Genomic DNA, 24,703 nt, shown 5'->3' on the forward strand with positions numbered 1-24,703 from the left:
GTCACAGGAATCGAAACCGATGACCCAGGTTACCAACATCCCTTACGAAGCCCTTGAAGTCGGCCAGACCGCCAGCTACAGCAAGACTGTCGAAGAGCGCGACATTCAGCTGTTCGCCGCGATGTCGGGCGACCACAACCCGGTGCACCTGGACGCCGAGTTTGCCGCCGCCAGCATGTTCAAGGAGCGCATCGCCCACGGCATGTTCAGCGGTGCGCTGATCAGCGCAGCGGTGGCCTGTGAATTGCCTGGGCCGGGCACCATTTATATCGGCCAGCAGATGAGCTTTCAGAAGCCGGTGAAGATCGGCGACACACTGACGGTGCGCCTGGAAATTCTGGAGAAACTACCGAAATTCCGCGTGCGCATTGCTACTCGCGTATTCAATCAGCGTGATGAGTTGGTAGTGGATGGCGAGGCAGAGATTCTCGCGCCACGTAAACAGCAGACGGTGACGTTGCCGACTTTGCCGGCGATCAGTATTGGCTGATGATTGGGAAGTGTCAGGTAGATTGCTACCCCCTCACCCCAGCCCTCTCCCCCAAGGGGGCGAGGGGGAAAGGGAGCTGATCTGCATCGGATTCAAATCCTGCGCTCGGCGCGGGCGATCTTCAAGACCTTCCAGAACCAGAGTTCAACTCAGATCGCTCAAGTCGGCGTAACTCCGGCATTCACCTCGGTCAGTCCCCTCTCCCTCCGGGAGAGGGCTAGGGTGAGGGGCTTTTCCTGCGGGCACAAAAAAACGCCAGACGAGCTGGCGTTTTTTATCAGCCGACTAACTCTTACGAGTTGGCACGAGCCTGGTTGCGCAGGGCTTTCACCTGGTCGTGGTTGCGTTGTACGCCGTGGTACTGACGCTCAACCAGATCCTTGATGCCCACCAGATTGTGCTTGTTGATCTTCTCGATCGCTTCACGATAAGCCTTCAGCGCATGGTCTTCACCGCGCTCGGCTTCGTTCAGCACAGCCTCTTCGTCTTTGCCGGTGAACATGGATTTCACATCGACCCAGCGACGGTGCAGATCACCGGCGACGCTGGTCGAAGTTTCCGGATCACCGCCCAGCGAACGTACCTGAGCCTGCAGCTCGGCTGCTGCGGTGGCGCAATCGGCGGAGCGCTGCACGAACAGGGTTTTCAGTTCTGGGTGCTTGATGTCTTCGGCGCAAGTCTTGAACCCTTCCTGACCGTCCTTGCAGGTTTCAATCAGGTCGTTGAGTACAGAAATGGCTTCTTTATTCATGTCGGTCATTTTTCAATTCCTTGCGATGGGTTGAAGATGCAAGGGATATTGCAGTGTGCGTGCCAGCTTCGCTTCGGATAAAAATATCTTTGTTTTCAGTGACTTAAGAAAGATTGAACCATCTGTATGCTGGTTTTTTGCATGATCTGTCATTTGGCCTGCATGCAGAATGCCTGTATTTTCCAGGCTGTCATGTGAATCGATGAAGCGTGCTGATGAATCCGGAAAAACTCGAACTGTTGATCACCCGCGAGATGCCCTTCGGCAAATACAAAGGGCGGATCATTGCCGACTTGCCTGGCCCCTATCTGAACTGGTTCGCCCGCGAAGGTTTTCCCCACGGCGAACTCGGTGGCCTGTTGGCGTTGATGCAGGAGATCGACCACAACGGCTTGTCCGACCTGCTCGAGCCGCTACGCGCCAAACATGGCAAACCCGCCCCGCGCCACTGATGCGCCCTCCTCTCTTGAGCCTTGTCGACCATGCCTGACAACACCCGCCGCGCCCGTGACGAAGCCTTCTGGCAGACATTCGCCGACCGATACGATGTGCAGCCCGGCCCGGTCAATCTGGAAAACGGTTACTTCGGGCGCATGTCGCGCACGGTGATCGAGGAGTACCAGCGCAACATCGAGCTGATCAACACCAGCAACTCGGTTTATGCGCGGCAACGCTTCGAGCAGCACGGCAACCTCGAAATCCGCGCGCAACTGGCAGAACTGATTGGCGTACGCGCGCAAAGCGTGGCGCTGACGCGCAATGCCACCGAAGGCCTGCAATCGCTGATCCGCAATTACAATCGCCTGCAACCGGGCGATCAGGTGCTGATCTGCGACCTCGAGTACGACACGGTCAAGGGCGCCATGCGCTGGCTGGCGAAACACCGTGGCGTTGAGGTTATCGAAATATCCCACCGCCACCCGGCCAGTTTCGACAGCCTGCTGGAAAGCTACCGCGAAGCTTTCACCCGCCACCCGAAACTTAAACTGATGGCGCTGACCCATGTCACCCATCGCACCGGCCTGGTCATGCCGGTACAAGCCATCGCCGCGCTGGCCAAAGAGCACGGCGTAGACATCATCCTCGACGGTGCCCACGCTCTCGGCCAGATTGAATTTGACCTGCAAGCCTTGGGCATCGCCTTCGCCGGTTACAACCTGCACAAATGGATCGGCGCACCGTTGACCCTTGGCTTCATCTACATCGCTCCGCAGCGTCTGGCCGACATTGATCCGGACATGGGCGAGATGCATTACCCGGTCACCGATATTCGCGCGCGCACCTCGTACAGCACGCCGAACATTCCGGCGCTGATGACCTTGCCGCTGGTGTTCGAAGAGCACGACGCCCTCGGCGGCGCCGCAGCCAAAAGCCCACGCCTGAATTACCTGCGCAACCTGTGGGTCAACGCCGTGCGGCATCTGCCAGGCATCGAGGTACTGACGCCGGACGATCCGCAACTTTATTGCGGGATCACCGCTATGCGCTTCACCCGGCATGCCGATCAGCAGGCCATGGCCGAGCGTCTGCTCGGCGAATTCAACCTGTTCACCGTGGTGCGCACCGGCGCCGCGTGCGGGCCGTGCATTCGCATCACACCGGGGCTGACCACCACGGCCGGCGAGATGGAGCAGTTGGTTCACGCATTGAACCAGCTGCGCTAGAACGGCGCTCCGGAGTTTTTTCGTAGCCTTCAAGACCCAACTGCGACGACACGGCGAACGTGTCGATGCCGAGGGTCTGGCAAGCGAAGGCACCGTCTTCAAGATCGGCGCCGGCGATCGGCTGCAATACCAACTGCATGGCGTCCTCGGCGGCAGCTTCACAGCCGCAGTGGCCGGGCAAATGCAAGGTGCCGGCCCAGGCCTCGTGGTGAGCTTGCGCTCCTGCTTCGTCGCCGGGAATGAATACGCTCAGCTTCAGGCAAGCAGCGCCGTGCACCGCTCGATCCGGATAGACACTGGTGAAACGGACGATGCCATGGCTGTCGGTCGATTGAATGCCGCACAGGCTGGTGTCGGTATCAACCGTCTGCCGAATGAGCACCAGCGCACCGATAACCGGCTCGCTGGTCATCGCATCGACCAGCGAAAGACGCAGGATCAGCGGCAGGCCTTCGACGCCCTGGCTGATATTGCGCACATGGGATTCGGCTGCGGGCCGATCGGGGCGGCCGAGGGGAAGTTGCTTCGGTTGATAAGGGGATTGTGGCGCAAGGGTCAGAGACTGAAAGTCGTCCATGAGGCGTTCTCTCTTCCATAAGATGAACGCAGGTTAACTCCGTGAAAAAGACAGCGTGCAGTAACTATGTATCGCGACATGTACCGGCACTTTTTTCAGCGCAAAAAAAGGTGCGCCGACCAAGCGCACCATAAAGCCGTAAAGCACACAACGAGGTGTCGGGTGAGAATCAGTCCAGCAACGCCAGGGCCTCGGCGGTGCATTCCTGAATGCGGGCCCAGTCGCCGTTCTTGATCCATTCCGGATCAAGCATCCAGCTACCGCCCACGCACATGACGTTTTTCAGCGCCATGTAGCTCTTGATATTGGCCGGGCCGACGCCGCCAGTCGGGCAGAACTTCACTTCGCCGAACGGGCCGCCGAGCGCCTTGATTGCCGCCACGCCACCGCTGACTTCCGCCGGGAACAGCTTGAAGCGGCGATAGCCCAGACCGTAGCCTTCCATGATCCCCGAGGCGTTGCTGATGCCCGGCAACAACGGAATCGGGCTGTCGACGCTGGCTTCGAGCAGGTCGCGGGTGATGCCCGGGGTGACGATGAATTGCGAGCCGGCCGCTTCCGCCGCTGCGAGCATGTTGCGGTCGAGCACGGTGCCGGCACCGGTCATCAGTTCCGGGCGCTGTTCGCGCAGGATCTGAATGGCCTTGAGGCCGAACTGCGAACGCAGGGTCACTTCCAGCGCGGTCAGGCCACCGGCGGCGAGGGCGTCGGCCAGTGGCAGCACGTCCTGTTCGCGGGCGATGGTGATCACTGGCAGGATCCGCGCCTTGGCGCAGAGACTGTCGATCAGGGCAACTTTGTCCGCCATGGAAACGGTCGGGGATGGGGTTGTCATAGCGGCTGTTCCTTGGCTCATGGGCACCAGTAAATCTCTAACGTAGGTTGCAGAAACGCGCGCACCGGCATGGCCGCAACGTCATCGGATGCCAGCGCGGCATTCAGGGTGGTCAGTTTCGATTGACCGGAAATCGACAGAATCTTGTGCTTGGCCGAGGCCAGCAGCGCACGGCTCATGGTCAGGCGCTGACGTGGCACGCTCGGCGCCAGCATCGGCCAGCAACGGCGCGTGCCATCGGCTTGCAGCGCTTCGGCGAGGTTCGGGCTGTCGGGGAACAGCGACGCGGTGTGGCCGTCATCGCCCATGCCCAGCACCAGCACATCAATCGGCGGCAATTCGGCAAGCAAGCGATCAGCCTGTTCCGCAGCCTGCTCGACGTTGGCCGCCGCGCTGTAGAGGCTGAGGAACTGCGCCTTGGCTGCCGGGCCTTTGAGCAGATACTGCTTGAGCAGGCCGGCATTGCTGTCGGCATGTTCCACCGGCACCCAGCGTTCGTCGGCCAGGGTCACAATGACCTTCGACCAGTCCAGCTCCTGCTTGGCCAGGTGCTGGAAGAACGCGACCGGGCTGCGCCCGCCAGACACCACCAGCACCGTGTTGCCGCGTGCCGCAATGGCGTCGCTCAGTTGCTTGGCAACGTTCAGCGCCAGGCCTTCGGCGAGCAGCACCGGGCTGGTGAATTCGCGGGCAGTCACGCCCGTCGGCAGTTGCACATCAGATATCGCCATACCACGACCTCCCGTCCCGCGTGATCAAAGCAATGGAGCTCATCGGCCCCCACGACCCGGCCGCATACGGCTTGGGCGCGTCACCGGATTTCTTCCACCCGGCGATTAACTGGTCACACCACTTCCACGCGGCTTCGATTTCATCTTTACGGACAAACAGGTTCTGATTGCCGTTCATCACTTCCAGCAACAACCGCTCATAGGCATCGGGAATCCGCGCGCTACGCCAGGTGTCGGAGAAATTCAGTTGCAGCGGGCCGCTGCGCAGTTGCATACCCTTGTCCAGGCCCTGCTCTTTGGTCATCACGCGCAAGGAAATGCCTTCGTCCGGTTGCAGGCGGATGATCAGTTTGTTGCTGATCTGCAGACGCTGCTCCGGGGCGAAAATGTAGTGCGACGGTTCCTTGAAGTGGATGACGATCTGCGACAGCTTCTGCGGCATGCGCTTGCCGGTACGCAGGTAGAACGGCACGCCGGCCCAGCGCCAGTTGCGGATATCGGCACGCAGGGCGACGAAGGTTTCGGTGTCGCTCTGGGTGTTGGAATTCGGTTCTTCGAGGTAACCCGGAACGGATTTCCCCTCGCTGTGGCCGGCGATGTACTGGCCGCGCACGACCTGAGTGGTCAGGCCTTCCGGGCTGATCGGCGCGAGCGCCTTGAGCACCTTCACTTTCTCGTCACGGATGCTGTCGGCGGACAGGTCGGCCGGCGGGTCCATGGCAATCAGGCAGAGCAGCTGCAACAGGTGATTCTGGATCATGTCGCGCAGTTGGCCGGCCTTGTCGAAATAGCCCCAACGGCCTTCGATGCCGACCTTCTCGGCCACGGTGATTTCCACGTGGGAGATGTAATTCTGGTTCCACTGGGTTTCGAACAGGCTGTTGGCGAAACGCAGGGCGATCAGGTTCTGAACGGTCTCTTTGCCCAGATAGTGGTCGATACGGTAGGTGCGGTCTTCCGGGAAGAACTGCGCTACTGCGTCGTTGACCTTGCGCGACGACTCCAGGTCAGAGCCGATCGGCTTTTCCAGCACCACCCGAGTGTTTTCGGCCAGACCGACTTTCTCGAGGTTCTCGCAGATTGCGCCGTACACCGCCGCCGGGGTGGCGAAGTAGGCAATCATGCGCTGGCTGCTGCCGGCCAGTTCCGCCAGCGCCACATAATCCTCAGCCTTGAGGAAGTCGACGTGCAGATAGGTCAGGCGCGCGAGAAAGCGCTCGGCTACGGTTTCGTTCAGCTCTTTGCCGACGTAACGGCGCAATTCGGCGGCGATGAACGCCATGTGCTGCTGCTCGCTGCCGGGCTCACGGGCCAGCGCAATGATGCGCGTGTCCTCGTGCAGCAGGTCGGCACCGTCAAGGTGATACAGGGCAGGAAACAGCTTGCGCAGGGCCAGATCGCCAAGCGCGCCGAACAAGGCAAAGGTGCACGGTTCAACCGTAATGGAAGGCATGATGTTTGTTCTTTTATCAAGTTAAGCTACAAATACCTTTTTTCAAGGCATCACTCAAGGGAAAATGTAGTAATAACCACAACATTTTCGCAGAATACTCAATCCGAGTGGTGGTCGCCCGGACGCATCAGTAGGATAGGCCACCGTCACGGGCCATATCAAAGGCCCAATTTGCATAGCCCGACGCAACTCTGCGTCGGTGAATCAGGAATTCCATATGGACCGCGTGCGAAATTTACTGGAACAGATCCAGAGTCGCCTTGAAGAGCTGAACAAGGCCGAACGTAAGGTCGCCGAGGTGATCCTGCTCAACCCGCAGCAGGCCACCCGCTTCAGCATCGCCGCCCTCGCCCAGGCCGCCTCGGTGAGCGAACCGACGGTCAACCGTTTCTGCCGCTCGTTCGGTGTCAGCGGTTATCCCGAACTCAAGCTGCAATTGGCGCAGAGCCTGGCCAGTGGTGCGGCGTATGTCAGCCGCGCGGTCGAGGCCGACGACAATCCCGAAGCCTATACGCAGAAGATTTTCGGCAGCGCCATCGCCTCGCTGGACAGCGCTTGCCAGGCACTCGACCCGAACCTGATCAGCCGCGCCGTCGACCTGTTGATCCAGGCGCGGCAGATCCACTTCTTCGGCCTCGGCGCTTCAGCCCCGGTGGCGCTGGATGCGCAGCACAAATTCTTCCGCTTCAACCTCGCGGTCACCGCGCATGCCGATGTGCTGATGCAGCGAATGATTGCTTCGGTGGCGCATACCGGCGAGCTGTTTGTGATCATTTCCTACACCGGACGTACCCGCGAGCTGGTGGAAGTGGCGCGGATCGCCCGGGAGAACGGCGCTTCGGTTTTGGGCCTGACGGCGGAGAATTCGCCACTGGCCAAGGCGAGTACCTTGAGCCTGAATATTCCGTTGCCGGAAGACACCGACATTTATATGCCGATGACGTCGCGGATCATTCAGTTGACGGTGCTGGATGTGCTGGCGACGGGGATGACCTTGCGCCGCGGGGTGGATTTCCAGCCGCATTTGCGCAAGATCAAAGAGAGTTTGAATGCCAGCCGGTATCCGGTTGGGGACGAATTCAACTAAAGATCAAAAGCCCCTCACCCCAGCCCTCTCCCGGAGGGAGAGGGAGCCGACCGAGGTGTCTGGCGATCTACATCGACCTGAAACACTGAGTCGATTATGGATTCACCGACATTCATTCAGGTCGGCGAATCTCTCGAATATCCCCCATTCGGTCCCCTCTCCCCCGGGAGAGGGCTAGGGTGAGGGGCTACGATGTGGCTGACACACTCAAGCAGCCGCCCACGCCTGCAAACTCAAATGCGCCTTCTCCCCCGGCGCCAGGTGCAGGCTGTCCGTGCCGCCCGCCGCTGCCTCCACACAGACGAATTCGGAAATCTCGTCCCAGCTCACCCCCAGCAACGGCCGCGCGCCGGGATGCCAGACGACGGTGTCGCCGCTGTCACCGGTATCGATGCACAACTCGCGCTGCCAGGCGTGATCCTTGAGCTGTAATTCGCCGTCATGCTGGAACACCCGCTGACAGCCGCCATCGACGCGCAACTCACCTTCCTGCTGACAAATCTGACGGTTCAACTGGTCATAACCCTGCGCGCCTTCGAGCCCAGACAGCGCTATCTCACCGACATCGCCAATACGCCAGTAAGCGTGCAAAGCCTGGCTCAACTGGCACGGCATGTCGTCCTGATGCTCGGTGCTCAGGCGTAACTCCATGCGTTCGCCCAGGTGCGCGTGCAGGTCGACCTGCCAATCGCACAGTTGCAATTGCCAGTGCAGGCGCACGCCGTCTTCGGCGCTGCTGCTGTCGAGCAGTTTCCAGTCGAGCAATCGCGCCCAACCATGCGACGGCCACGCGTTTTCGCTCGGATGACGGCCATACCACGGCCAGCACACCGGCACGCCACCGCGAATCGCGCCGACATGCGGCCACTTCGCCGCGCACCACAACCACGGCTTCTGCCCGCGCGGTTGAAAATGCAGCAACTGCGCACCCTGACGACTGAACACCGCCTGACACAGCGGATGATCGATCACCAGCACGTCGCGCATCTGATAGCGCTCCCAGGCGAACACCGGTCGCTCGCGCAGGGATTTGAAGAAGCGTTGCAGCGGATGCTCATGCATTGGCTACGGTTCCGAATTCAACTTTCATGGGCGGTGCGAACCCTCCAAAAAAAAGCGGACAGCCTTGGCTGTCCGCAAAATGCGCACATAGAGAGGAGCTTATCGCAGACGCGTCAGAACGTTGACTGAATTTTCAGGCCAGCGACCAAAGCGTTATCGACTTCATCCACACCGCCCGGATGGGTGATGTATTGCAGGTTGGGACGCACGGTCAGCCAGTTGGTGACATGGATGCCGTAGTTGAGTTCGTAGTTGTACTCGGTCTCACGAATCGGCGAGAACGCGGCGTTGTCGTAGTCGGACACACCGTTCGCAGCGTTCAGCAGTTCAGCGTTGCGCTTGACGTCCTTGTTGACGTGGATACGCGCCGCGCCGATACCGATGTCATCCTTCGGACGCGCATCGAACGGGCCTTTGTAGACAAACATCACCGACTGGTAGTTGTCGATGAAGTTGGTGTCCTTGTCGTGGAAAGTCGCGTTGGCAGCGATGTTCAGACCGCGAGTCGCATCACCGTTGTGGCTGGTGAGTTGCTGTTGCGCAACGAACCAGTAACCGCTTTTGCTGTTGTGCGACTTGTAGTCATCACCGGTCGTTGCCGCATCGAGACCGTTGACGTCTTCGCGAACGTCGTCGGCATCCGCCGTGCTCTTGTAGTAACCGACGCGGTATTCGCCCGGCAGGCTGTTGACCTTCGGCGACCAGACCAACTCAACCGGCAGCACGGTACCCTTGGTGCCACTGCCGCTGAGCTTGAAGCCGTTGCCGTGTTCCAGCTGCGACGGGTTCTGGTTGTACGCGCCGATCTGCGCGTAGAGCTCGTCGTTGATGTTGTACTTCACGCGGATAGCGGCCTGGCTGACTGGCCAGTTGTACCAGATGTTGGTCGCCCAGTTACCCACTTGCGAACCGCAGAACGCCAGGTTCTGGAAGTCGCACGGGAAGGTGTTGAAATCTTCGCCTTCGCCGAAGTAACCGGCCTTGACGTCGAGCTTGTTGTCGAAGAACTGGTGCTGAATCCACAGTTGGGTCAGACGCACCATGTGGCCACGGCCGTAGACTTCCTGCGAGGAGCTGAGGGTGCCGGCACGCGGATCGCCAACGCGGTCGTTGGAGATGTTGTAGCCGTTACGATTGGTCAGCTGGATCTTCGCTTGGGTGTTGTCCCAGCCCCACAGCTTCTGCAGGTCAAGGGCCACGCCCAGACCGAACTGGTCAGCGTAACGCGCAGTCTTGTCGTCGTTGTAGCCGCCGTTCAGGTTGGCGCCCATCTCGCCAACGTAGTCGGCCTTGATGTCGATACCCTGCTCGATCAGCTTGGTGCGCTCGCCGCCCCAGTCGCCGGTCATCCATTTGGAGTCGGAGCTGAAGGCATCCGCCGCCATCGCATTACCGGCCAGCACCAGTGCAGCTGCCGCTGAAACCTGGCAGATCAACCGGGCATTGACGTGTTTCTTTTTCATCCCTACATCCTCGTCTTTATTGTTATTAACTGTTTTTATCTAACGCGGTTTACATAAAGTGCAGTGCTCGACAGGCCGGGCACTGCTTGCCCCCTGTGGGAGCGAGCCTGCTCGCGAATGCGGTGTATCAGGCGACATCAATGCTGGATGTCAGACCGCTTTCGCGAGCAGGCTCGCTCCCACATTTTGTACTTCAGCGGCCTTTGAACTGCGCCACATTCGCCGACCGGGTCTCTGTCTGCACCTGGCCCGCAACGCCCAGACGCTCGCCGGTATTGGCATCGAACAACAACACTTTCGATGGATCGAACTGCAGTGTCAGGCTTTCGCCCACCTGCGGTGCCACGTCCGGCGCCAGTCGGCAGCAGACCTTGGTGTCGTTCAAATTGACGAACACCAGGGTGTCCGGACCGGTCGGTTCGGTGACCTGCACTTCGGCGCGGATGCTCGGCAGACCATTGCCCTCGCCGTTCGCCAGACAGATCTGCTCCGGGCGCAGGCCGAGGATCACTTCGCGGTCTTCAAGCCCGGCGTCCTGCATGCTCATCGGCAATTCGCAACGCGCCTGGCCGCTGTCGAGCAGCGCCAGCAGACGACCGTCCTTGCGCTGCAAACGCAGGGGAATGAAGTTCATCGGCGGCGAACCGATGAAACTCGCCACGAACAGGTTGGCCGGGTTGTTGTAGATGTCTTTCGGCGTACCGAATTGCTGAATGATGCCGTCCTTCATCACCGCGACCTTGTCGCCCAGAGTCATTGCTTCGATCTGGTCGTGGGTCACGTAGACCGTGGTGGTTTTCAGGCGCTGGTGCATCAGTTTCATTTCGGTGCGCATCTCGACGCGCAGCTTGGCGTCGAGGTTCGACAGCGGTTCGTCGAACAGGTAGATCTTCGGCCGCCGCGCCAGAGCACGGCCCATCGCCACGCGCTGTTGCTGACCACCGGAGAGCTGGCCCGGCTTGCGATTGAGCAGGTGTTCGATCTGCAACAGCTTGGCCACGCGCGCGACTTCTTCGTCGATCGCTGCTTGTGGCATCTTGCGAATCTTCAGGCCGAACTCGATGTTCTCGCGCACGCTCATGGTCGGGTACAGCGCGTAGGACTGAAACACCATGGCGATGTCGCGATCCTTGGGGCTCATGCCGCTGACGTCCTGATCACCGATCATGATCGCGCCGCCGGTGATGGTTTCCAGACCGGCGATGCAGTTCATCAAGGTCGATTTGCCGCAGCCCGACGGGCCGACGAGGATCAGGAATTCACCGTCCTTGATCGACAGTTCGATGTTCTTCAGGGTGTCCGGCAGGCCGGCCCCGTAGGTCTTGTTTACGTTGCGAAGTTCAAGCGTAGCCATGATTACCCCTTGACCGCGCCGGCCGTCAGCCCGCGCACGAAATACTTGCCTGCGACCACATAGACCAGCAGGGTCGGCAGGCCGGCGATCATCGCCGCTGCCATATCCACGTTGTATTCCTTGGCGCCGGTGCTGGTGTTGACCAGGTTGTTCAGCGCCACGGTGATCGGTTGCGAATCACCGCTGGAGAACACCACACCGAACAGGAAGTCGTTCCAGATCTGGGTGAACTGCCAGATCAGGCAGACCATGATGATCGGCGTCGACATCGGCAGGATGATGCGGCGGAAAATCGTGAAGAACCCCGCGCCATCCAGCCGCGCAGCCTTGACCAGCGCATCGGGGATGCTCACGTAGTAGTTGCGGAAAAAAAGCGTGGTGAACGCCAGACCGTAGACCACGTGCACGAAGACCAGGCCGGTGGTGGTGCTCGCCAGGCCCATCTTGCCGAGGGTGAACGAGGCTGGCAGCAGCACGGTCTGGAACGGCAGGAAGCAGCCGAACAGCAGCAGACCGAAGAACAATTGCGAACCACGGAAGCGCCACATCGACAGCACGTAACCGTTCAACGCACCGATGGCGGTGGAGATGATTACCGCCGGTACGGTGATCTTGATCGAGTTCCAGAAGTAGCCGTCAACCGTGGCCCAGGCCTTGACCCAGCCAATGCCGCTGACCACGGTCGGCCAGCTCAGCAGGTTGCCGGTGCTGATGTCTTCCGGGGTCTTGAAGCTGGTCAGCAACATCACCACCAACGGCACCAGATAGAGGAACACCGCAAGGATCAGCACCGCGTAGATCGCGATGCGACTGAAGCTGATCGCAGGTTTGGCAGCAAGACTAGTCATGACGCTTGGTCCTCAGCTCGGAGTACAGGTAAGGCACGATGATCGCGAGGATCGCACCGAGCATCAGAATCGCACTGGCCGAGCCCATGCCCATCTGGCCGCGACTGAAGGTGAAGGAATACATGAACATCGCTGGCAGGTCGGAGGAATAACCCGGGCCGCCGGCGGTCATTGCCGCAACGAGGTCGAAGCTCTTGATCGCGATGTGCGCGAGGATCATCACCGCACTGAAGAACACCGGACGCAGGCTTGGCAGCACGACTTTCCAGTAGATGCGCGGCATGCTCGCGCCGTCGATCTGGGCGGCACGGATGATCGATTGATCGACGCCACGCAGGCCGGCGAGGAACATCGCCATGATGAAGCCCGAGGCTTGCCACACAGCGGCAATCACCAGGCAGTAGACCACGCGATCAGGGTCGATCAGCCAGTCCAGACGGAAACCTTCCCAGCCCCAGTCACGCAACAATTTGTCCAGGCCCATGCCCGGGTTGAGCAGCCATTTCCACGCGGTACCGGTGACGATCATCGAGAGTGCCATCGGGTACAGGTAAATGGTGCGGATAAAGCCTTCGCGACGGATGCGCTGGTCGAGGAACACCGCCAGCAACACGCCGATCACCAGGGTAATGCCGATGAACATGCCGCCGAACACGGCGAGGTTCTTGCTCGCCACCCACCAGCGATCGTTGTCGAACAACCGCGCGTATTGCGCCAGACCGGCCCACTTGTAGTTGGGCAGGAAAGTCGAGGTGGTGAACGACAGAATGAACGTCCACAGGATGTAGCCATAGAAGCCCACCAGCACGATGAACATGCTCGGCGCCAGCACCAGTTTCGGTAGCCAGCGCTGCAATGCATCGAACGGCGAGGCCTTGCTGAACACAGCAACAGAACTCATGGGGAAATCCAGTACAGGGAATAAAAACTACAGTGAGATCCCTTGTGGGAGCGAGCCTGCTCGCGAATGCGGTGTGTCAGTCGACGGATGGAGCAACTGACACAACGCCTTCGCGAGCAGGCTCGCTCCCACAGGAGAAGCCTGTGCTACCGACGCCTATTTGGCCGACTGAACTGCCGCGCCGAGTTTCTTCGCCGCATCGGCCGGGTCTGCTTTCGGGTCGTTGATGTAGTTGGTGACTACGTCAAAGAACGCGCCCTGCACGGCCAGCGTGGTCGCCATGTTGTGCGCCATGCTCGGTTGCAGGCCGCCGGACTTGGCGTCCGCGAGGAAGTCCTTGGCAGCGGTCTGCGCGCAGGAATCGAAGCCGAGCTTGTCCATGTTGTTCAACATGTCGTTGCGCACCGGGATCGAGCCTTTGTTGATGCTGAAGACTTTCTGGAAGTTCTCACCCAGCACGACTTTGGCGATGTCCTGCTGACCGGCCGCAGTGCCTGCGTCCTTCTGCTTGAACACGGCCAGCGAGTCGATGTTGTAGGTGAACGCCTTGTCGGTGCCCGGGAACGCTACGCACTCGTAGTCCTTGCCGGCGACTTTCTTGGCGGCGGTCCATTCGGACTTGGCCCAGTCACCCATGATCTGCATGCCGGCCTTGCCGTTGATCACCTTGGCCGCTTCGAGGTTCCAGTCCTGGCCTTTGCCGTCAGCGTCCATGTAGGTCGCGACTTTCTTCAGCTCAGTGAGCGCCTTGACCATTTCCGGGCCGGTCAGCGCTTTGTTGTCGAGATCGACCAGGGCTTTCTTGTAGCCATCCACGCCCATGACCGAGAGCACCACGGCTTCGAACACGGTGCTGTCCTGCCAAGGCTGACCGCCGTGGGCGAGCGGAATGAAGCCCGCCGCTTTCAGCTTGTCGCCGGCTGCGTAGAACTCTTCGAGGGTGGTTGGATTCTTGGTGATGCCGGCTTTCTTGAAGACTTCCGGGTTGATCCACAGCCAGTTCACGCGGTGAATGTTCACCGGCACGGCCACGTAATCACCGTCGTACTTCACGGTATCGGAGACTTTCTTGTCGAGCAGACTGTCCCACTTTTCCGACTTGGCGACGTCTTTCAAAACGTCGGTGTCGAGCAGGCCGGTCGACGCCCATTCCTGGATGTCCGGGCCTTTGATCTGGGCAACGCCTGGCGGGTTGCCGGCAACGGCACGGCTTTTCAGCACGGTCATGGCAGTCGCACCGCCACCACCGGCGACAGCGCCGTCTTTCCAGGTGAAACCGTCTTTTTCGACTTGGGCCTTGAGCACATCGACAGCGGCTTTTTCGCCACCGGAGGTCCACCAGTGCACGACTTCGACCGAACCTTTGGAATCGGCAGCGGAGACACTGAGCGGCAGGATTGCGAGCGGGAACAGGGAGGCGACAGAAATGACAGTAGCGAGGCGAGAAATCGCATTCATTCGAAATGTACCTTTCTTGTTGTTATGCATTGCAAGTCTGGTGCTTGCGCTGCACGGAGTTTAAACAGAGCGTTTCGCTTCGCAGGTAACGAAGGGACGCGTAAATGTCACGACATGGTTACACAGGAACAGGCCGGGACAACCGCGCCAAAGCCGTGGCCATGCTCGGCGCCAGCGGCAATCGCGGAATCAGCACAGCCTGCCAGGCGTGATACAGATCGGGCTTGCCCGGCCAGATATCGGCACTCGGGACATTCTGCGGATTGAGTTCGTGGTGCCAGCTGCCGTTGCAGCGGTCGATGAAATTCGTCTCGCAGAACTCCCAGAACAGTCGGTACCAGGTTTCGTATTGCCCGTCGCCGCTGCGTTTGAGCAAGGCGCTGGCGGCGGCGCTGGCTTCGGCGTGCGTCCAGTGCAGACGGTGGCGAACGACAGCCTGGTTATCCCAGTCGAGGGTGTAGACGATGCCCGGCGCACCATCGACATCCCAGCCGTGGCGGCAATTGTTTTCGAAGAGTTTTTGCGCATCAGTCGCCAGCCAGCCCGGCGTAAGCATGTCGGCCTGCACCCGCGCGGCTTCAAGGTGCAGGAGCAAGCGCGCCCACTCGAAACCATGGCCCGGCGTGGTGCCGTAGGGACGGAAACCGTCAGCCGGATTGTCGTGGTTGTATTCGCGCAGCGGTTGCCAGTCGCGATCGAAGTGTTCGATGACCATGTAGTCGTTGGCAGCAGCGTGGCCATGGATCACCCGCTCGACGATGCGCTGGGCGCGCACCAGCCAGCGCGGATCTTCGGTGACATCGGCCAGCGCGAGGAATGCTTCGGTCGCGTGCATATTGCTGTTGGCGCCGCGATAGGCTTCTTCTTCGCTCCAGTCGCGGTTGAAGAATTCGCGCATGGCGCCCTCTTCTTCGCTCCAGAAATAAGTGTCGATGATGTCGATCGCGTCATCGAGCAAGGCCTGGGCGCCGGGCCGTTGTGCGACCACGGCGGAGCTGGCGGCGAGCGCGACAAAGGCGTGCAGGTAGGCGTTCTTGCCGGTGTTGTCGTCGCGATGCTGGGCAACCGCAAACCAGCCGCCATGCAGCGCATCACGCAGAGGTCCGCGCAACGCGGCGATGCCGTGGTCGACCAATTCGGCAAACCCCGGCAGGCCCTGAATGTGGGCCATGGCGAAGCTGTGGGTCATGCGCGCGGTGTTCATGGTTTCGGCTTGCGCGTGCGCCGGCAGACGGCCGCGCTCGTCGAGGTTGCCGAAGCCTTCGGGCAGCTTCGCAGCCTTGGCGAAATCCAGCAGACGCAGGCCTTCAGCGGCGAGCCATTGCTGGTGGGCAGGGGCGTTCAGCCAACTGCTGAAGTCAGGATGAAAGGTGTCCATGGCGTGACCCTTTTTTGTTGTTAGGACTGCGGGCAGTCTAAACAACGGGCCGGGGCGGGCTTGTAACGAAGGGGACGGGGTTTGTCACTGGCTCGTGACAAAAGAGAAGAGCAAAAGCACCCTCACCCCAACCCTCTCCCGGAGGGAGAGGGGGCCGACCGAGGTGTCTTGCGTCCTCCGTCGACCTGAAAAATACTGGCGATTATGGATTCACCACCGCATTTACAGGTCAGCGCACCTCAGCAGCATCCCCCAATCGGTCCCCTCTCCCTCTGGGCGGTCCGACGTTTCGGGAGGGCTAGGGTGAGGGGCTTTTCGGGGCTAATCCACAGACCGAGGCAACTGCAACGTCACCCGCAACCCGCCCTCACGCAGGTTTTGCAACGTCACCTCGCCGCCATGGCTATGGGCAATGTTGCGCGCAATGCCCAGGCCCAACCCATAACCCTGCTGCTGCCCCGCGAGGCGGAAGTGCGGCTCGAACACTTGCTCCAGCCGCTGCTGCGGCACACCCGGCCCTTCGTCATCAACATGCAGGACAAACGCGCTGTCATCGTCATCAATGTGCAGATGCGCGTTCTGCCCGTACTTCAAGGCGTTGTCGATCAGATTGCCGATGCAGCGCTTGAGCGCCAGCGGCTTGCCTGGATACGCCGACAGCGCGCGGCCATGCTGGGTGACGCGGCCATTGCCGTTCGGCGCCAGATACGGCTCGACCAGACAATCGAGCACATGATTGAGATCCACCGGCTCGATGTTCTCGTGGATGTCGGTGTCTTTCACGCATTGCAGCGCGCCTTTGACCAGCAGCTCCAGCTCATCCAGATCGCGGCCGAATTTGGCTTGCAGCTGTTCGTCCTCGAGCAGTTCGACGCGCAAGCGCAGGCGGGTGATTGGCGTGCGCAGGTCATGGGAAATCGCGCTGAACAACTGGCTGCGTTCGGTCAGGTAGCGGCTGATGCGTTCGCGCATGGTGTTGAACGCGCGGCCGACTTCGACCACTTCACTGCCACCGCCCTCCGCCACCGGCTCGACGTCGGCGCCCAGCGACAGATCCCGCGCTGCCCGCGCCAGACGCTTGAGCGGCCGGCTCTGCCAGTGCACCAGCAGGCCGATGAACAACAGCAAAAAGCCGCTGGTGAGGACGATAAACCACACCTGCTGCGCCGGCAGGCCTTGCTCTTCGAGACTGGTGTACGGCTCGGGCAGCAACGAGGCGATGTACAGCCATTCCCCCGGAGCCATTTGAATCTGCGTGACCAGCACCGGCGGATTCACCGGCTCCAGGGTCAGCGCGTAATGCGCCCAGGAGCGTGGCAATTCATCAAGTTTCAGCCCGGCGTTGAAAATGCGCAGGTCTTCGGGACTGACGAAGGTCACCGAAATATCCGTGTCATGGCCCAGAGACTGGCGCAGCACTTCGTCCACCGCTTGCATCACCGCAGCCTTGCGCGGCGTCACCGGCAGCACGTCCATGCCCAGCGGCTTATCGTTGAGGGTCACGACAAATCGGGTGCCGCCCATGCTGCGCAACTGATCGAGCACCAGCGGTCGATAGGCCACTGGCAAGGAACGGAAATAGCTGACGCTGGCAGTCATCGAATGCGCCAGGCTGCGGGCACTGGTGACGAGGCCTTCGAGTTGAGTGGCGCGCAACTGCGATACCCAGATCACGCTCGACAGCGTCTGCGCGAACAGCACCGCCAGCAGAGTCAGCAGCAGCATCCGCCCGAGCAGCGAGCGCGGCACCGGTATGCGGCTGGCGAACTTGCGCAGCGCCTCAGTGAGCATTGCCGGCAACCACATTGGCTGCCAACTGATAACCGCTGCCGCGCACCGTGCGGATCAGCCGTGGCGGTTTTTCGGTGTCGCGCAGGCGTTGGCGCAAACGGCTGACGGCCATGTCGACGATGCGATCGAGCGGCATCAGATCGCGGCCACGGGTGGCGTTGCCGATGGTGTCGCGGTCGAGGATTTGCTGCGGGTGGTCGAGGAACAGTTTCAGCAGGGCGAAATCGGCGCCGGAAAGGATCACTTCCTCGCCGTCAGTGTGGAACAGCCGATGGCTGACCGTGTCCAGGCGCCAGTCGTCGAAGACCAGCACTTCGCTGCCGCTGCGTTCGTGGGCGAACTGTGCGCGGCGCAGCAGGGCCTTGATCCGCGCTTGCAGTTCGCGCGGGCTGAACGGTTTGCCGAGGTAGTCATCAGCGCCAAGTTCGAGACCGATCACCCGGTCGGCTTCGTCGGAACTGGCGGTCAGCATGATGATTGGCACCTGTGCCTGACGCGGGTGCTGGCGTACCCAACGGCACAGGCTGAAGCCGTCTTCGTCGGGCAGCATCACATCGAGGATCACCAGATCGCTGGGCGCCTCGTTGAGCGCCTGACGAAAACCGGCACCATCGGCGGTGGCCCGCACCTGAAACCCGGCGCGGGTCAGGTAGGTTTCCAGCAACTCGCGTATTTCCTGGTCGTCATCGACCAACAATATCGACTTGTTGACTGAGCTCACTTCGAAGGCATCCTTGTTGTTGGAGTTGGGGCGGATTATGCCTTAAGCGCTGATTTTACAAACACCACAAAACCACTGTGGAAAACAAACCTGTGGTGAGGGGATTATGCCTGCTGGGTTGCGCAGCAGCCCTGGGCTTTTTGGGGCTGCTTCGCAGCCCAGCGGGGATAAATCCCCTCGCCACAGATAAATCCCCTCGCCACAGATAAATCCCATCGCCACAGATAAATCCTCTCACCAAGAGGTGATTGCAGTTCAGGGTCGAGTTGCTTGATCCAGCGCCACGCCGGCGCCGACCAGGCCGGAATACGGCGCGGTCACCAGCCAGACCGGGATGCCTTTGAAGTAATCGCTCATGCAGCCTTTGTCGGCGAAGCAGCGGGCGAAGCCGCTGGCGAGGAAGAAATCGGCGAAGCGTGGAATCACCCCGCCAACGATAAACACGCCGCCGCGCGCGCCGGTGGTGAGCACGTTGTTGCCGGCAACGCGGCCGAGCCAGCAGCAGAACTGCTCGAGCACTTCCAAAGCAATCGGATCACCGGCCAGGCCCGCGGCGGTGATCGCTTCCGGCGTCTCCAGCTTCGGCTCATGGCCATCAACCGCGCAGATCGCCCGGTACAGCCGCGGCAGGCCGCCGCCGCTCAACGCGGTTTCCGCGCTGACATGGCCGATCTCGTTGTAGATGTGTTGCCACAATTGCGTTTCCCGCGGGCTGCTCAGCGGCAGGTCGACGTGGCCGCCCTCGCCCGGCAACGCGGCAAAGCGTCCTTCGCCGAGATCGAGCAAGGTGCCGACACCCAGGCCAGTGCCCGGGCCGATCACCACCGCCGGGCGCAACGGCTCCGGCGTGCCTTCGCAGACAACGCGGAATTCGCCGGGCTGCAAGCGGGTCATGCCCAGCGCCATCGCCGAGAAGTCGTTGGTCAGCAACAACTGCTCGACCTGCAAGGTCTTGCAGAACGCGCTGCGACTCAGCCGCCAGTGATTGTTGGTGAACTTGAATTCATCGCCACTCACCGGACCCGCCACCGACAGGCACACCGAGCCGATCGAACCCGGCGCCAGACCGAGCCCGCTCAGGTAAAGAGCGATTGCCTCTTCCGGGCTGGCAAAGTCGGCCGTGGCCAGCACCTGAACCGATTGCAGTTGCTGGTTTTGCCACAACGCGAACCGCGCGTTGGTGCCTCCGATGTCACCGACCAAAGCCAGTTTCAATTAAGCGTCTCCAGGGCAGAAGTGAAGGCGCTGGCGCCCTGCTCCGCCGAGCTGAAGGCCATGCGCATGAAGCCAAACAGCTCGCGGCCGCTGCCAATGTTGTTGCCCAACAGGCCCTTGGCAGGTTCGCGCGCTGCAAATTCGGCGGCGTCGACCTTCAGTTCCAAGGTGCCTTTGACGCCATCGACGCGGATGATATCGCCCTCTTGCACGCGCGCCAAAGCACCACCGACATAAGCTTCCGGGCTGACGTGAATCGCTGCGGGGATTTTCCCCGACGCGCCGGACATGCGCCCGTCAGTCACCAGCGCCACTTTGAAGCCGCGATCCTGCAACACGCCGAGGAACGGCGTCATCTTGTGCAGCTCGGGCATGCCGTTGGAACGCGGGCCCTGGAAGCGCATCACGGCGACAAAATCCTTCTCCAGCAGACCGGCCTTGAATGCGTCCGCCAGGTCTTGTTGATCCTGGAACACCATCGCCGGTGCTTCGACGATCTGGTTTTCCAGCGCAACCGCAGAAACCTTCATCACCCCGCGACCGAGATTGCCCTCCATTACGCGCAGACCACCCTCCGCCGAGAACGCACGCGCCACTGGACGCAGGATGTTTTCGTCGAGGCTGTCGGTCGGGCCTTCGCGCCAGACCAGCTCACCGTTATCGAGGAACGGCTCTTTGGTGTACTGGCTCAGGCCATGGCCGAGCACAGTGTTGACGTCTTCATGGAGCAGACCGGCGCCGAGCAGTTCGCGGATCAGGAACGACATGCCGCCCGCTGCCTGGAAGTGGTTGATGTCGGCTTTGCCGTTCGGGTAGACGTGGCTCAGGGTCGGCACGACTTCGGAAAGGTCGGCCATGTCCTGCCAAGTCAGTTGAATGCCAGCGGCCATGGCGATGGCCGGCATGTGCAGGGTGTGGTTGGTCGAGCCGCCGGTGGCGTGCAGGGCAACGATGGAGTTGACCAGCGCCTTCTCGTCGACGATTTCGCCGATCGGCATGAAGTTGCCGTTCTGCTTGGTCAGGCGTGTGACCTGATGCGCGGCTTCGCGGGTCAGGGCGTCGCGCAGCGGCGTGTTCGGGTTGACGAAAGAGGCGCCCGGCAAGTGCAGGCCCATGACTTCCATCAGCAACTGGTTGGTGTTGGCGGTGCCGTAGAACGTGCAGGTGCCCGGGCTGTGGTAGGACTTCATCTCCGATTCCAGCAGCTCTTCGCGGGTCGCCTTGCCTTCGGCGTACTTCTGGCGGACGTCGGCTTTTTCCTTGTTGGAAATCCCCGAAACCATCGGCCCGCCCGGTACGAAGATCGTTGGCAGATGACCGAAACGCAGCGAACCCATCATCAGGCCCGGGACGATCTTGTCGCAGATGCCGAGCATCAGCGCGCCGTCAAACATGTTGTGCGACAGCGCCACGGCGGTCGACATGGCGATCACTTCGCGGCTCGGCAGGCTCAGTTCCATGCCCGGCTCGCCTTGGGTCACGCCGTCGCACATCGCCGGAGTGCCGCCGGCGAACTGGCCGACCGAGCCGATTTCGCGCAGGGCATTCTTGATCTGTTGTGGAAAGACTTCGTACGGCTGGTGCGCCGAAAGCATGTCGTTATACGAAGACACAATGGCGATGTTCGCCGAGTTCATCATCCGCAGGCTGTGCTTGTCTTCAGTGCCGCACCCGGCCACGCCGTGGGCGAAGTTGGCGCATTGCAGCTTGCCGCGCATCGGGCCGTCGGTGGCCGCGCCGCGAATCAATGCAAGGTAAGCCTGACGCGTGGCGCGGCTGCGGGCGATAAGCCGTTCGGTGACCTCAAGAACGCGGGGATGCATGTGTAGAACTCCAGGCTAACGGATGTGGCGACCTGATTGTCTATGCTGGTCAAACGCCGTTGTTGTTGGAATGACAGACGGCTTTTTTGACCATTCGGACCAGTTGATTCAGGTCACTCGTTGTAGATAAAACAAAATATTGCCATTAAAAAGGCTTGTTTTCTATTTTTATGCGAATAATCTTGTAATTCCAACAACAAAACGACGGCGGCGCTGTTCCATGACTCTTCGAATTGCAATCAATGGTTTCGGCCGCATCGGCCGTAATGTCCTGCGCGCACTGTATACCCAAGGCTATCGTCAAGACCTGCAGATCGTCGCGATCAACGATCTGGGTGACAGTTCGATCAATGCCCATCTGCTCAAATACGACACCGTCCACGGCACTTTCGACGCCGAAGTGGCGCACGATAACGAAAGCCTGACGGTCAATGGCGACCGCATCGCAGTCAGCGCCATTCGCAACCCGGCCGACCTGCCGTGGGCCGCTGAAAAAATCGACGTAGTGTTCGAATGCACCGGTTTGTTTACCGACCGTGCCAAAGCCGCCGCGCATATCAGCGCCGGCGCCCGCAAGGTGATCATTTCTGCCCCGGCCAAAGGCGCCGACGCCACCGTCGTTTATGGCGTCAACCACGACATTCTGCGTCAGTCGCACCAGATCATTTCCAACGCTTCGTGCACCACCAACTGCCTCGCGCCAGTGGCGCAGGTGCTGCATCGCGAGCTGGGCATCGAAAGCGGCCTGATGACCACCATCCACGCCTACACCAACGACCAGAACCTCACCGACGTCTATCACAGCGACCCGTACCGTGCCCGCTCGGCCACGCAGAACATGATCCCGAGCAAGACCGGCGCAGCCGAAGCGGTAGGCCTGGTGCTGCCGGAACTGGCGGGCAAACTGACCGGCATGGCTGTGCGCGTACCGGTGATCAACGTGTCGCTGGTCGACCTCACCGTGCAACTGAAGAAAGAAGCCAGTGCCGACGAAGTCAACGCCCTGCTGAAAGCGGCGAGCCAGCATTCGAAGATTCTCGGTTACAACACCTTGCCGCTGGTTTCCAGCGACTTCAACCACAACCCGCTGTCGTCGATCTTCGACGCCAACCACACCAAAGTCAGCGGCAAGTTGTTGAAAGTGCTGGCCTGGTACGACAACGAATGGGGCTTCTCCAACCGCATGCTGGATAACTGCCTGGCGTTGTGTAACGCGGAATAATCCCGGCCGGTCCCCAATCCCTGTGGGAGCGAGCCTGCTCGCGAAAGCTATCTGTCAGTCAATATGGAGCTGACTGACACGACGCCTTCGCGAGCAGGCTCGCTCCCACACGAGATCCGATTTCAATTCGAAATCAGCACTTGACCATTCAGCTGGATGATAAGCATTATCATTCGCTCGAAATGGATCAGGTCCTCCCGTGAGTCAATCGCGCTTCAACCTCGTCTTCCTCGCCCAGCGCACGTCCCTGCTGCGCACGCTGGAACGGATGGTCAACAATCACAGCACCGCTGAAGACCTGTTGCAGGAGACCTACCTGCGCGTGACCCGGGCGTTGAGCGAACGGGCCATCGATCACCTTGAACCCTTTGTCTTCCAGACCGCGCGCAATCTGGCGCTGGATCATTTGCGTGCGCGCAAGATTCATGCGCGGACCATGGTCGACGACGTGCCGCAAGATGTCGTGCAGAGCATCGCCGCGCCCGCCAGCAGCGCCGAAGACGCCGCCCATGCCGAACAATTGCTGGAGCGTTTGAACGTGAGCCTCAGCCAACTCAGCCCGCGCCAGCAGCAGATCTTCATCCTCAGCCGTTTGCACGGCCACAGCTATCAGGAAATCGCTGATGAACTTGATGTTTCGCTGAGTACCGTGCAGAAGGAACTGAAACTGATCATGTCCATCTGCATCGGCGTTGCCGAACGACATAACGGCAGTGGCAAGCTTTGAGCTGCAAGCTTCAAGCGGCAAGCAAAAACGAAATGCAGTAACCCATCCGGCTTGCAGCTTGCAGCTTGAAGCTAGAAACTGCTTCGCCAGAAGCCTTGCTTCGCCAGAAGCCCTGAGGAACCACCGTGACGGACACCCACCGCCCGCCTTCGCCCGATTCGGCGCGGGACGCTGCAGCTGCAATGGACCAGGCGCTGGACTGGCTCATCGTGCTCGGCAGCCCGGATGAGGAACAGACCCGGCAATTTCATGCCTGGCTGGCGGCTGATCCGTTGAATGCCGAGGCGTTCGCCAAGGCCCAGGCGATCTGGGATGGCCCGCAAGTCGCGCTGTGCGCCGAAGCCCTGGCGGCAAAACCGGTAAAAATCACTTTTCTCAAGCGCTTGCGCCCGCACTGGAAACCGCTGGCTACCGCTGCGGTGCTGATCCTCGGGCTGTTCAGTTTCAGTAATTTGCCGATGCGCATTCAAGCGGATCACCTCACCGTGGTCGGCGAGCGTCAGCGGCTGCAACTGGAGGACGGCTCGAAGGTTCTGCTCAATACCAATTCGGCGTTTTCCAGCACCATCAACGATCAGCAACGCGTGGCCCGGCTGTTTCAGGGCGAGGCGTTTTTCGAGATTGCCAGCGGGCGCAATCAGCCGCTGGAGATCGACGCAGGTCCGGTAACGGCCAGCGTCCACGACACCGCATTTGCCGTGCGCTACCTCGACGGGGTCGCGCAAGTGAATGTGCAGCGTGGCGATGTCGATCTGCGCGCCACCCACAACGATGCCCGGGTGCGCCTGCGCGCCGGGGAAAGCATTCGCATCGGCCCCAACGGATTTGATCGCCCGGCCAAGCTCGACGCCAATGCCGATCTGGCCTGGGTTGAAGGCCGTCTGGTGTTCGAGAACTGCCCGCTGAATCAGGTGCTGGCCGAGCTGCGCCGCTACTATCCGGGCTGGATCATCAACAACAACGAGCAACTGGCCGACGTCGCCGTCACCGGCAATTACCGTCTCGACCAGCCGCTCGACGTGGTCCGCTCCCTCGCCCACATCACCTCGGCGCGCCTGCAGGAATTCCCTGCGCTGGTGATTCTGAACTGAATGAGAATTATTTTTACTCGATAGCCAATGGCAGTACGTCTCGTTATAGCCAATGCAATTG

At 60.6% G+C, this 24,703-nt stretch carries 23 protein-coding genes; 7 read left to right on the forward strand and 16 right to left on the reverse strand.

All coding sequences use genetic code 11. The features are described 5' to 3' along the window. The first annotated feature begins 19 nt into the window (after positions 1-19). Positions 20-490 (forward strand): MaoC family dehydratase, encoded by a 471-nt coding sequence (locus PS14A_RS18940; protein WP_003227420.1) that lies wholly within the window; start codon positions 20-22, stop codon positions 488-490. Between the two features lie 292 nt (positions 491-782). Here the strand turns inward: PS14A_RS18940 and PS14A_RS18945 are convergent, their stop codons facing one another. Continuing rightward, the gene (locus PS14A_RS18945; RefSeq protein ID WP_016773542.1) at positions 783-1,250 is read right to left on the reverse strand and encodes a PA2169 family four-helix-bundle protein; all 468 of its coding nucleotides are present in this window, start codon (positions 1,248-1,250) and stop codon (positions 783-785) included. 206 nt (positions 1,251-1,456) lie between these two features. Here PS14A_RS18945 and PS14A_RS18950 point away from each other — a divergent pair, with 206 nt between their 5' ends. Both PS14A_RS18950 and PS14A_RS18955 read left to right on the forward strand, forming a co-directional pair. Then, positions 1,457-1,693 carry a DUF3820 family protein gene (locus PS14A_RS18950; RefSeq protein ID WP_003227425.1) on the forward strand — a complete coding sequence of 79 codons (237 nt, stop codon included), beginning with the start codon at positions 1,457-1,459 and terminating at the stop codon, positions 1,691-1,693. A 30-nt stretch (positions 1,694-1,723) separates the two neighbouring features. Then, on the forward strand, positions 1,724-2,905 hold the full coding sequence (locus tag PS14A_RS18955; RefSeq protein WP_212616969.1) for an aminotransferase class V-fold PLP-dependent enzyme: 1,182 nt from the start codon (positions 1,724-1,726) through the stop codon (positions 2,903-2,905). On the opposite strand, the gene PS14A_RS18960 is transcribed toward PS14A_RS18955, so the two are convergent. From PS14A_RS18960 to zwf, 4 genes are all read right to left on the reverse strand, one after another. Then, entirely contained in the window at positions 2,835-3,482 is a 648-nt protein-coding gene (locus PS14A_RS18960; RefSeq protein WP_212616970.1) for a hypothetical protein, read from the reverse strand. The two genes, PS14A_RS18955 and PS14A_RS18960, sit on opposite strands and share 71 nt — an antisense overlap. Before the next feature lie 169 nt (positions 3,483-3,651). After that, positions 3,652-4,317, reverse strand: coding sequence for a bifunctional 4-hydroxy-2-oxoglutarate aldolase/2-dehydro-3-deoxy-phosphogluconate aldolase (locus tag PS14A_RS18965; RefSeq protein WP_016773539.1), 666 nt, complete (start codon positions 4,315-4,317; stop codon positions 3,652-3,654). Between the two features lie 17 nt (positions 4,318-4,334). Next, a complete protein-coding gene (pgl, locus tag PS14A_RS18970) occupies positions 4,335-5,048 on the reverse strand; it encodes a 6-phosphogluconolactonase (RefSeq protein WP_212616971.1) in 714 nt (237 codons plus the stop codon). Beyond that, positions 5,035-6,501: a glucose-6-phosphate dehydrogenase gene (gene zwf / locus PS14A_RS18975; protein WP_016773537.1), complete on the reverse strand. Its 1,467-nt coding sequence runs from the start codon at positions 6,499-6,501 to the stop codon at positions 5,035-5,037. The genes pgl and zwf overlap by 14 nt, the downstream gene beginning before the upstream one ends. 226 nt (positions 6,502-6,727) lie before the next feature. Here zwf and PS14A_RS18980 point away from each other — a divergent pair, with 226 nt between their 5' ends. Next, entirely contained in the window at positions 6,728-7,588 is an 861-nt protein-coding gene (locus tag PS14A_RS18980) for a MurR/RpiR family transcriptional regulator (protein WP_169842436.1), read from the forward strand. A gap of 207 nt (positions 7,589-7,795) precedes the next feature. Here the strand turns inward: PS14A_RS18980 and PS14A_RS18985 are convergent, their stop codons facing one another. The 11 genes from PS14A_RS18985 to edd form a co-directional block, all read right to left on the reverse strand. Beyond that, positions 7,796-8,650 carry a D-hexose-6-phosphate mutarotase gene (locus tag PS14A_RS18985; protein ID WP_137213988.1) on the reverse strand — a complete coding sequence of 285 codons (855 nt, stop codon included), beginning with the start codon at positions 8,648-8,650 and terminating at the stop codon, positions 7,796-7,798. A 113-nt stretch (positions 8,651-8,763) separates the two neighbouring features. Continuing rightward, entirely contained in the window at positions 8,764-10,113 is a 1,350-nt protein-coding gene (locus tag PS14A_RS18990) for a carbohydrate porin (protein ID WP_016773536.1), read from the reverse strand. A 193-nt stretch (positions 10,114-10,306) separates the two neighbouring features. Continuing rightward, on the reverse strand, positions 10,307-11,467 hold the full coding sequence (gene ugpC / locus PS14A_RS18995) for a sn-glycerol-3-phosphate ABC transporter ATP-binding protein UgpC (protein WP_212616972.1): 1,161 nt from the start codon (positions 11,465-11,467) through the stop codon (positions 10,307-10,309). A 2-nt stretch (positions 11,468-11,469) separates the two neighbouring features. Further along, positions 11,470-12,315 carry a carbohydrate ABC transporter permease gene (locus tag PS14A_RS19000; protein ID WP_016773534.1) on the reverse strand — a complete coding sequence of 282 codons (846 nt, stop codon included), beginning with the start codon at positions 12,313-12,315 and terminating at the stop codon, positions 11,470-11,472. Continuing rightward, a complete protein-coding gene (locus tag PS14A_RS19005; protein WP_016773533.1) occupies positions 12,308-13,216 on the reverse strand; it encodes a sugar ABC transporter permease in 909 nt (302 codons plus the stop codon). Before PS14A_RS19005 ends, PS14A_RS19000 begins: the two co-directional genes overlap by 8 nt. A gap of 156 nt (positions 13,217-13,372) precedes the next feature. Then, entirely contained in the window at positions 13,373-14,674 is a 1,302-nt protein-coding gene (locus PS14A_RS19010) for an ABC transporter substrate-binding protein (RefSeq protein ID WP_024014061.1), read from the reverse strand. A 118-nt stretch (positions 14,675-14,792) separates the two neighbouring features. Next, positions 14,793-16,052, reverse strand: a complete 1,260-nt coding sequence (locus PS14A_RS19015; RefSeq protein WP_212616973.1) for an AGE family epimerase/isomerase — start codon at positions 16,050-16,052, stop codon at positions 14,793-14,795. A 321-nt stretch (positions 16,053-16,373) separates the two neighbouring features. Then, positions 16,374-17,843 carry an ATP-binding protein gene (locus PS14A_RS19020; protein WP_212616974.1) on the reverse strand — a complete coding sequence of 490 codons (1,470 nt, stop codon included), beginning with the start codon at positions 17,841-17,843 and terminating at the stop codon, positions 16,374-16,376. Further along, the gene (locus tag PS14A_RS19025; RefSeq protein ID WP_016773529.1) at positions 17,833-18,564 is read right to left on the reverse strand and encodes a response regulator transcription factor; all 732 of its coding nucleotides are present in this window, start codon (positions 18,562-18,564) and stop codon (positions 17,833-17,835) included. The genes PS14A_RS19020 and PS14A_RS19025 overlap by 11 nt, the downstream gene beginning before the upstream one ends. Positions 18,565-18,819: 255 nt before the next feature. After that, positions 18,820-19,779: a glucokinase gene (locus tag PS14A_RS19030; RefSeq protein ID WP_186567667.1), complete on the reverse strand. Its 960-nt coding sequence runs from the start codon at positions 19,777-19,779 to the stop codon at positions 18,820-18,822. Then, on the reverse strand, positions 19,776-21,602 hold the full coding sequence (gene edd, locus PS14A_RS19035) for a phosphogluconate dehydratase (RefSeq protein WP_212616975.1): 1,827 nt from the start codon (positions 21,600-21,602) through the stop codon (positions 19,776-19,778). The genes PS14A_RS19030 and edd overlap by 4 nt, the downstream gene beginning before the upstream one ends. Positions 21,603-21,822: 220 nt before the next feature. On the opposite strand from edd, the gene gap reads away from it, so the two are divergent. From gap to PS14A_RS19050, 3 genes are all read left to right on the forward strand, one after another. Then, positions 21,823-22,824 carry a type I glyceraldehyde-3-phosphate dehydrogenase gene (gene gap / locus PS14A_RS19040; protein ID WP_016773526.1) on the forward strand — a complete coding sequence of 334 codons (1,002 nt, stop codon included), beginning with the start codon at positions 21,823-21,825 and terminating at the stop codon, positions 22,822-22,824. Positions 22,825-23,023: 199 nt separating this feature from the next. Beyond that, a complete protein-coding gene (locus tag PS14A_RS19045; RefSeq protein ID WP_212616976.1) occupies positions 23,024-23,551 on the forward strand; it encodes a sigma-70 family RNA polymerase sigma factor in 528 nt (175 codons plus the stop codon). A 125-nt stretch (positions 23,552-23,676) separates the two neighbouring features. Beyond that, a complete protein-coding gene (locus tag PS14A_RS19050; RefSeq protein WP_073472027.1) occupies positions 23,677-24,642 on the forward strand; it encodes a FecR domain-containing protein in 966 nt (321 codons plus the stop codon). The last annotated feature ends 61 nt before the right edge of the window (positions 24,643-24,703 follow it).

Source organism: Pseudomonas sp. 14A (genome assembly GCF_018132745.1).
Lineage (GTDB): Bacteria > Pseudomonadota > Gammaproteobacteria > Pseudomonadales > Pseudomonadaceae > Aquipseudomonas > Aquipseudomonas mercuritolerans.

Excerpts from the sequence above, each read along its gene's own strand:
- PS14A_RS19000 (WP_016773534.1), bottom strand. The coding sequence starts at position 12,315 with ATGACTAGTCTTGCTGCCAAACCTGCGATCAGCTTCAGTCGCATCGCG.
- PS14A_RS18950 (WP_003227425.1), top strand. The coding sequence starts at position 1,457 with ATGAATCCGGAAAAACTCGAACTGTTGATCACCCGCGAGATGCCCTTC.
- gap (WP_016773526.1), top strand. The coding sequence starts at position 21,823 with ATGACTCTTCGAATTGCAATCAATGGTTTCGGCCGCATCGGCCGTAAT.
- PS14A_RS18990 (WP_016773536.1), bottom strand. The coding sequence starts at position 10,113 with ATGAAAAAGAAACACGTCAATGCCCGGTTGATCTGCCAGGTTTCAGCG.
- PS14A_RS19020 (WP_212616974.1), bottom strand. The coding sequence starts at position 17,843 with ATGCTCACTGAGGCGCTGCGCAAGTTCGCCAGCCGCATACCGGTGCCG.
- zwf (WP_016773537.1), bottom strand. The coding sequence starts at position 6,501 with ATGCCTTCCATTACGGTTGAACCGTGCACCTTTGCCTTGTTCGGCGCG.
- PS14A_RS18960 (WP_212616970.1), bottom strand. The coding sequence starts at position 3,482 with ATGGACGACTTTCAGTCTCTGACCCTTGCGCCACAATCCCCTTATCAA.
- PS14A_RS19005 (WP_016773533.1), bottom strand. The coding sequence starts at position 13,216 with ATGAGTTCTGTTGCTGTGTTCAGCAAGGCCTCGCCGTTCGATGCATTG.
- PS14A_RS18940 (WP_003227420.1), top strand. The coding sequence starts at position 20 with ATGACCCAGGTTACCAACATCCCTTACGAAGCCCTTGAAGTCGGCCAG.
- PS14A_RS18965 (WP_016773539.1), bottom strand. The coding sequence starts at position 4,317 with ATGACAACCCCATCCCCGACCGTTTCCATGGCGGACAAAGTTGCCCTG.
- PS14A_RS19010 (WP_024014061.1), bottom strand. The coding sequence starts at position 14,674 with ATGAATGCGATTTCTCGCCTCGCTACTGTCATTTCTGTCGCCTCCCTG.
- PS14A_RS18945 (WP_016773542.1), bottom strand. The coding sequence starts at position 1,250 with ATGACCGACATGAATAAAGAAGCCATTTCTGTACTCAACGACCTGATT.
- pgl (WP_212616971.1), bottom strand. The coding sequence starts at position 5,048 with ATGGCGATATCTGATGTGCAACTGCCGACGGGCGTGACTGCCCGCGAA.
- ugpC (WP_212616972.1), bottom strand. The coding sequence starts at position 11,467 with ATGGCTACGCTTGAACTTCGCAACGTAAACAAGACCTACGGGGCCGGC.
- PS14A_RS18955 (WP_212616969.1), top strand. The coding sequence starts at position 1,724 with ATGCCTGACAACACCCGCCGCGCCCGTGACGAAGCCTTCTGGCAGACA.
- edd (WP_212616975.1), bottom strand. The coding sequence starts at position 21,602 with ATGCATCCCCGCGTTCTTGAGGTCACCGAACGGCTTATCGCCCGCAGC.
- PS14A_RS19015 (WP_212616973.1), bottom strand. The coding sequence starts at position 16,052 with ATGGACACCTTTCATCCTGACTTCAGCAGTTGGCTGAACGCCCCTGCC.
- PS14A_RS18985 (WP_137213988.1), bottom strand. The coding sequence starts at position 8,650 with ATGCATGAGCATCCGCTGCAACGCTTCTTCAAATCCCTGCGCGAGCGA.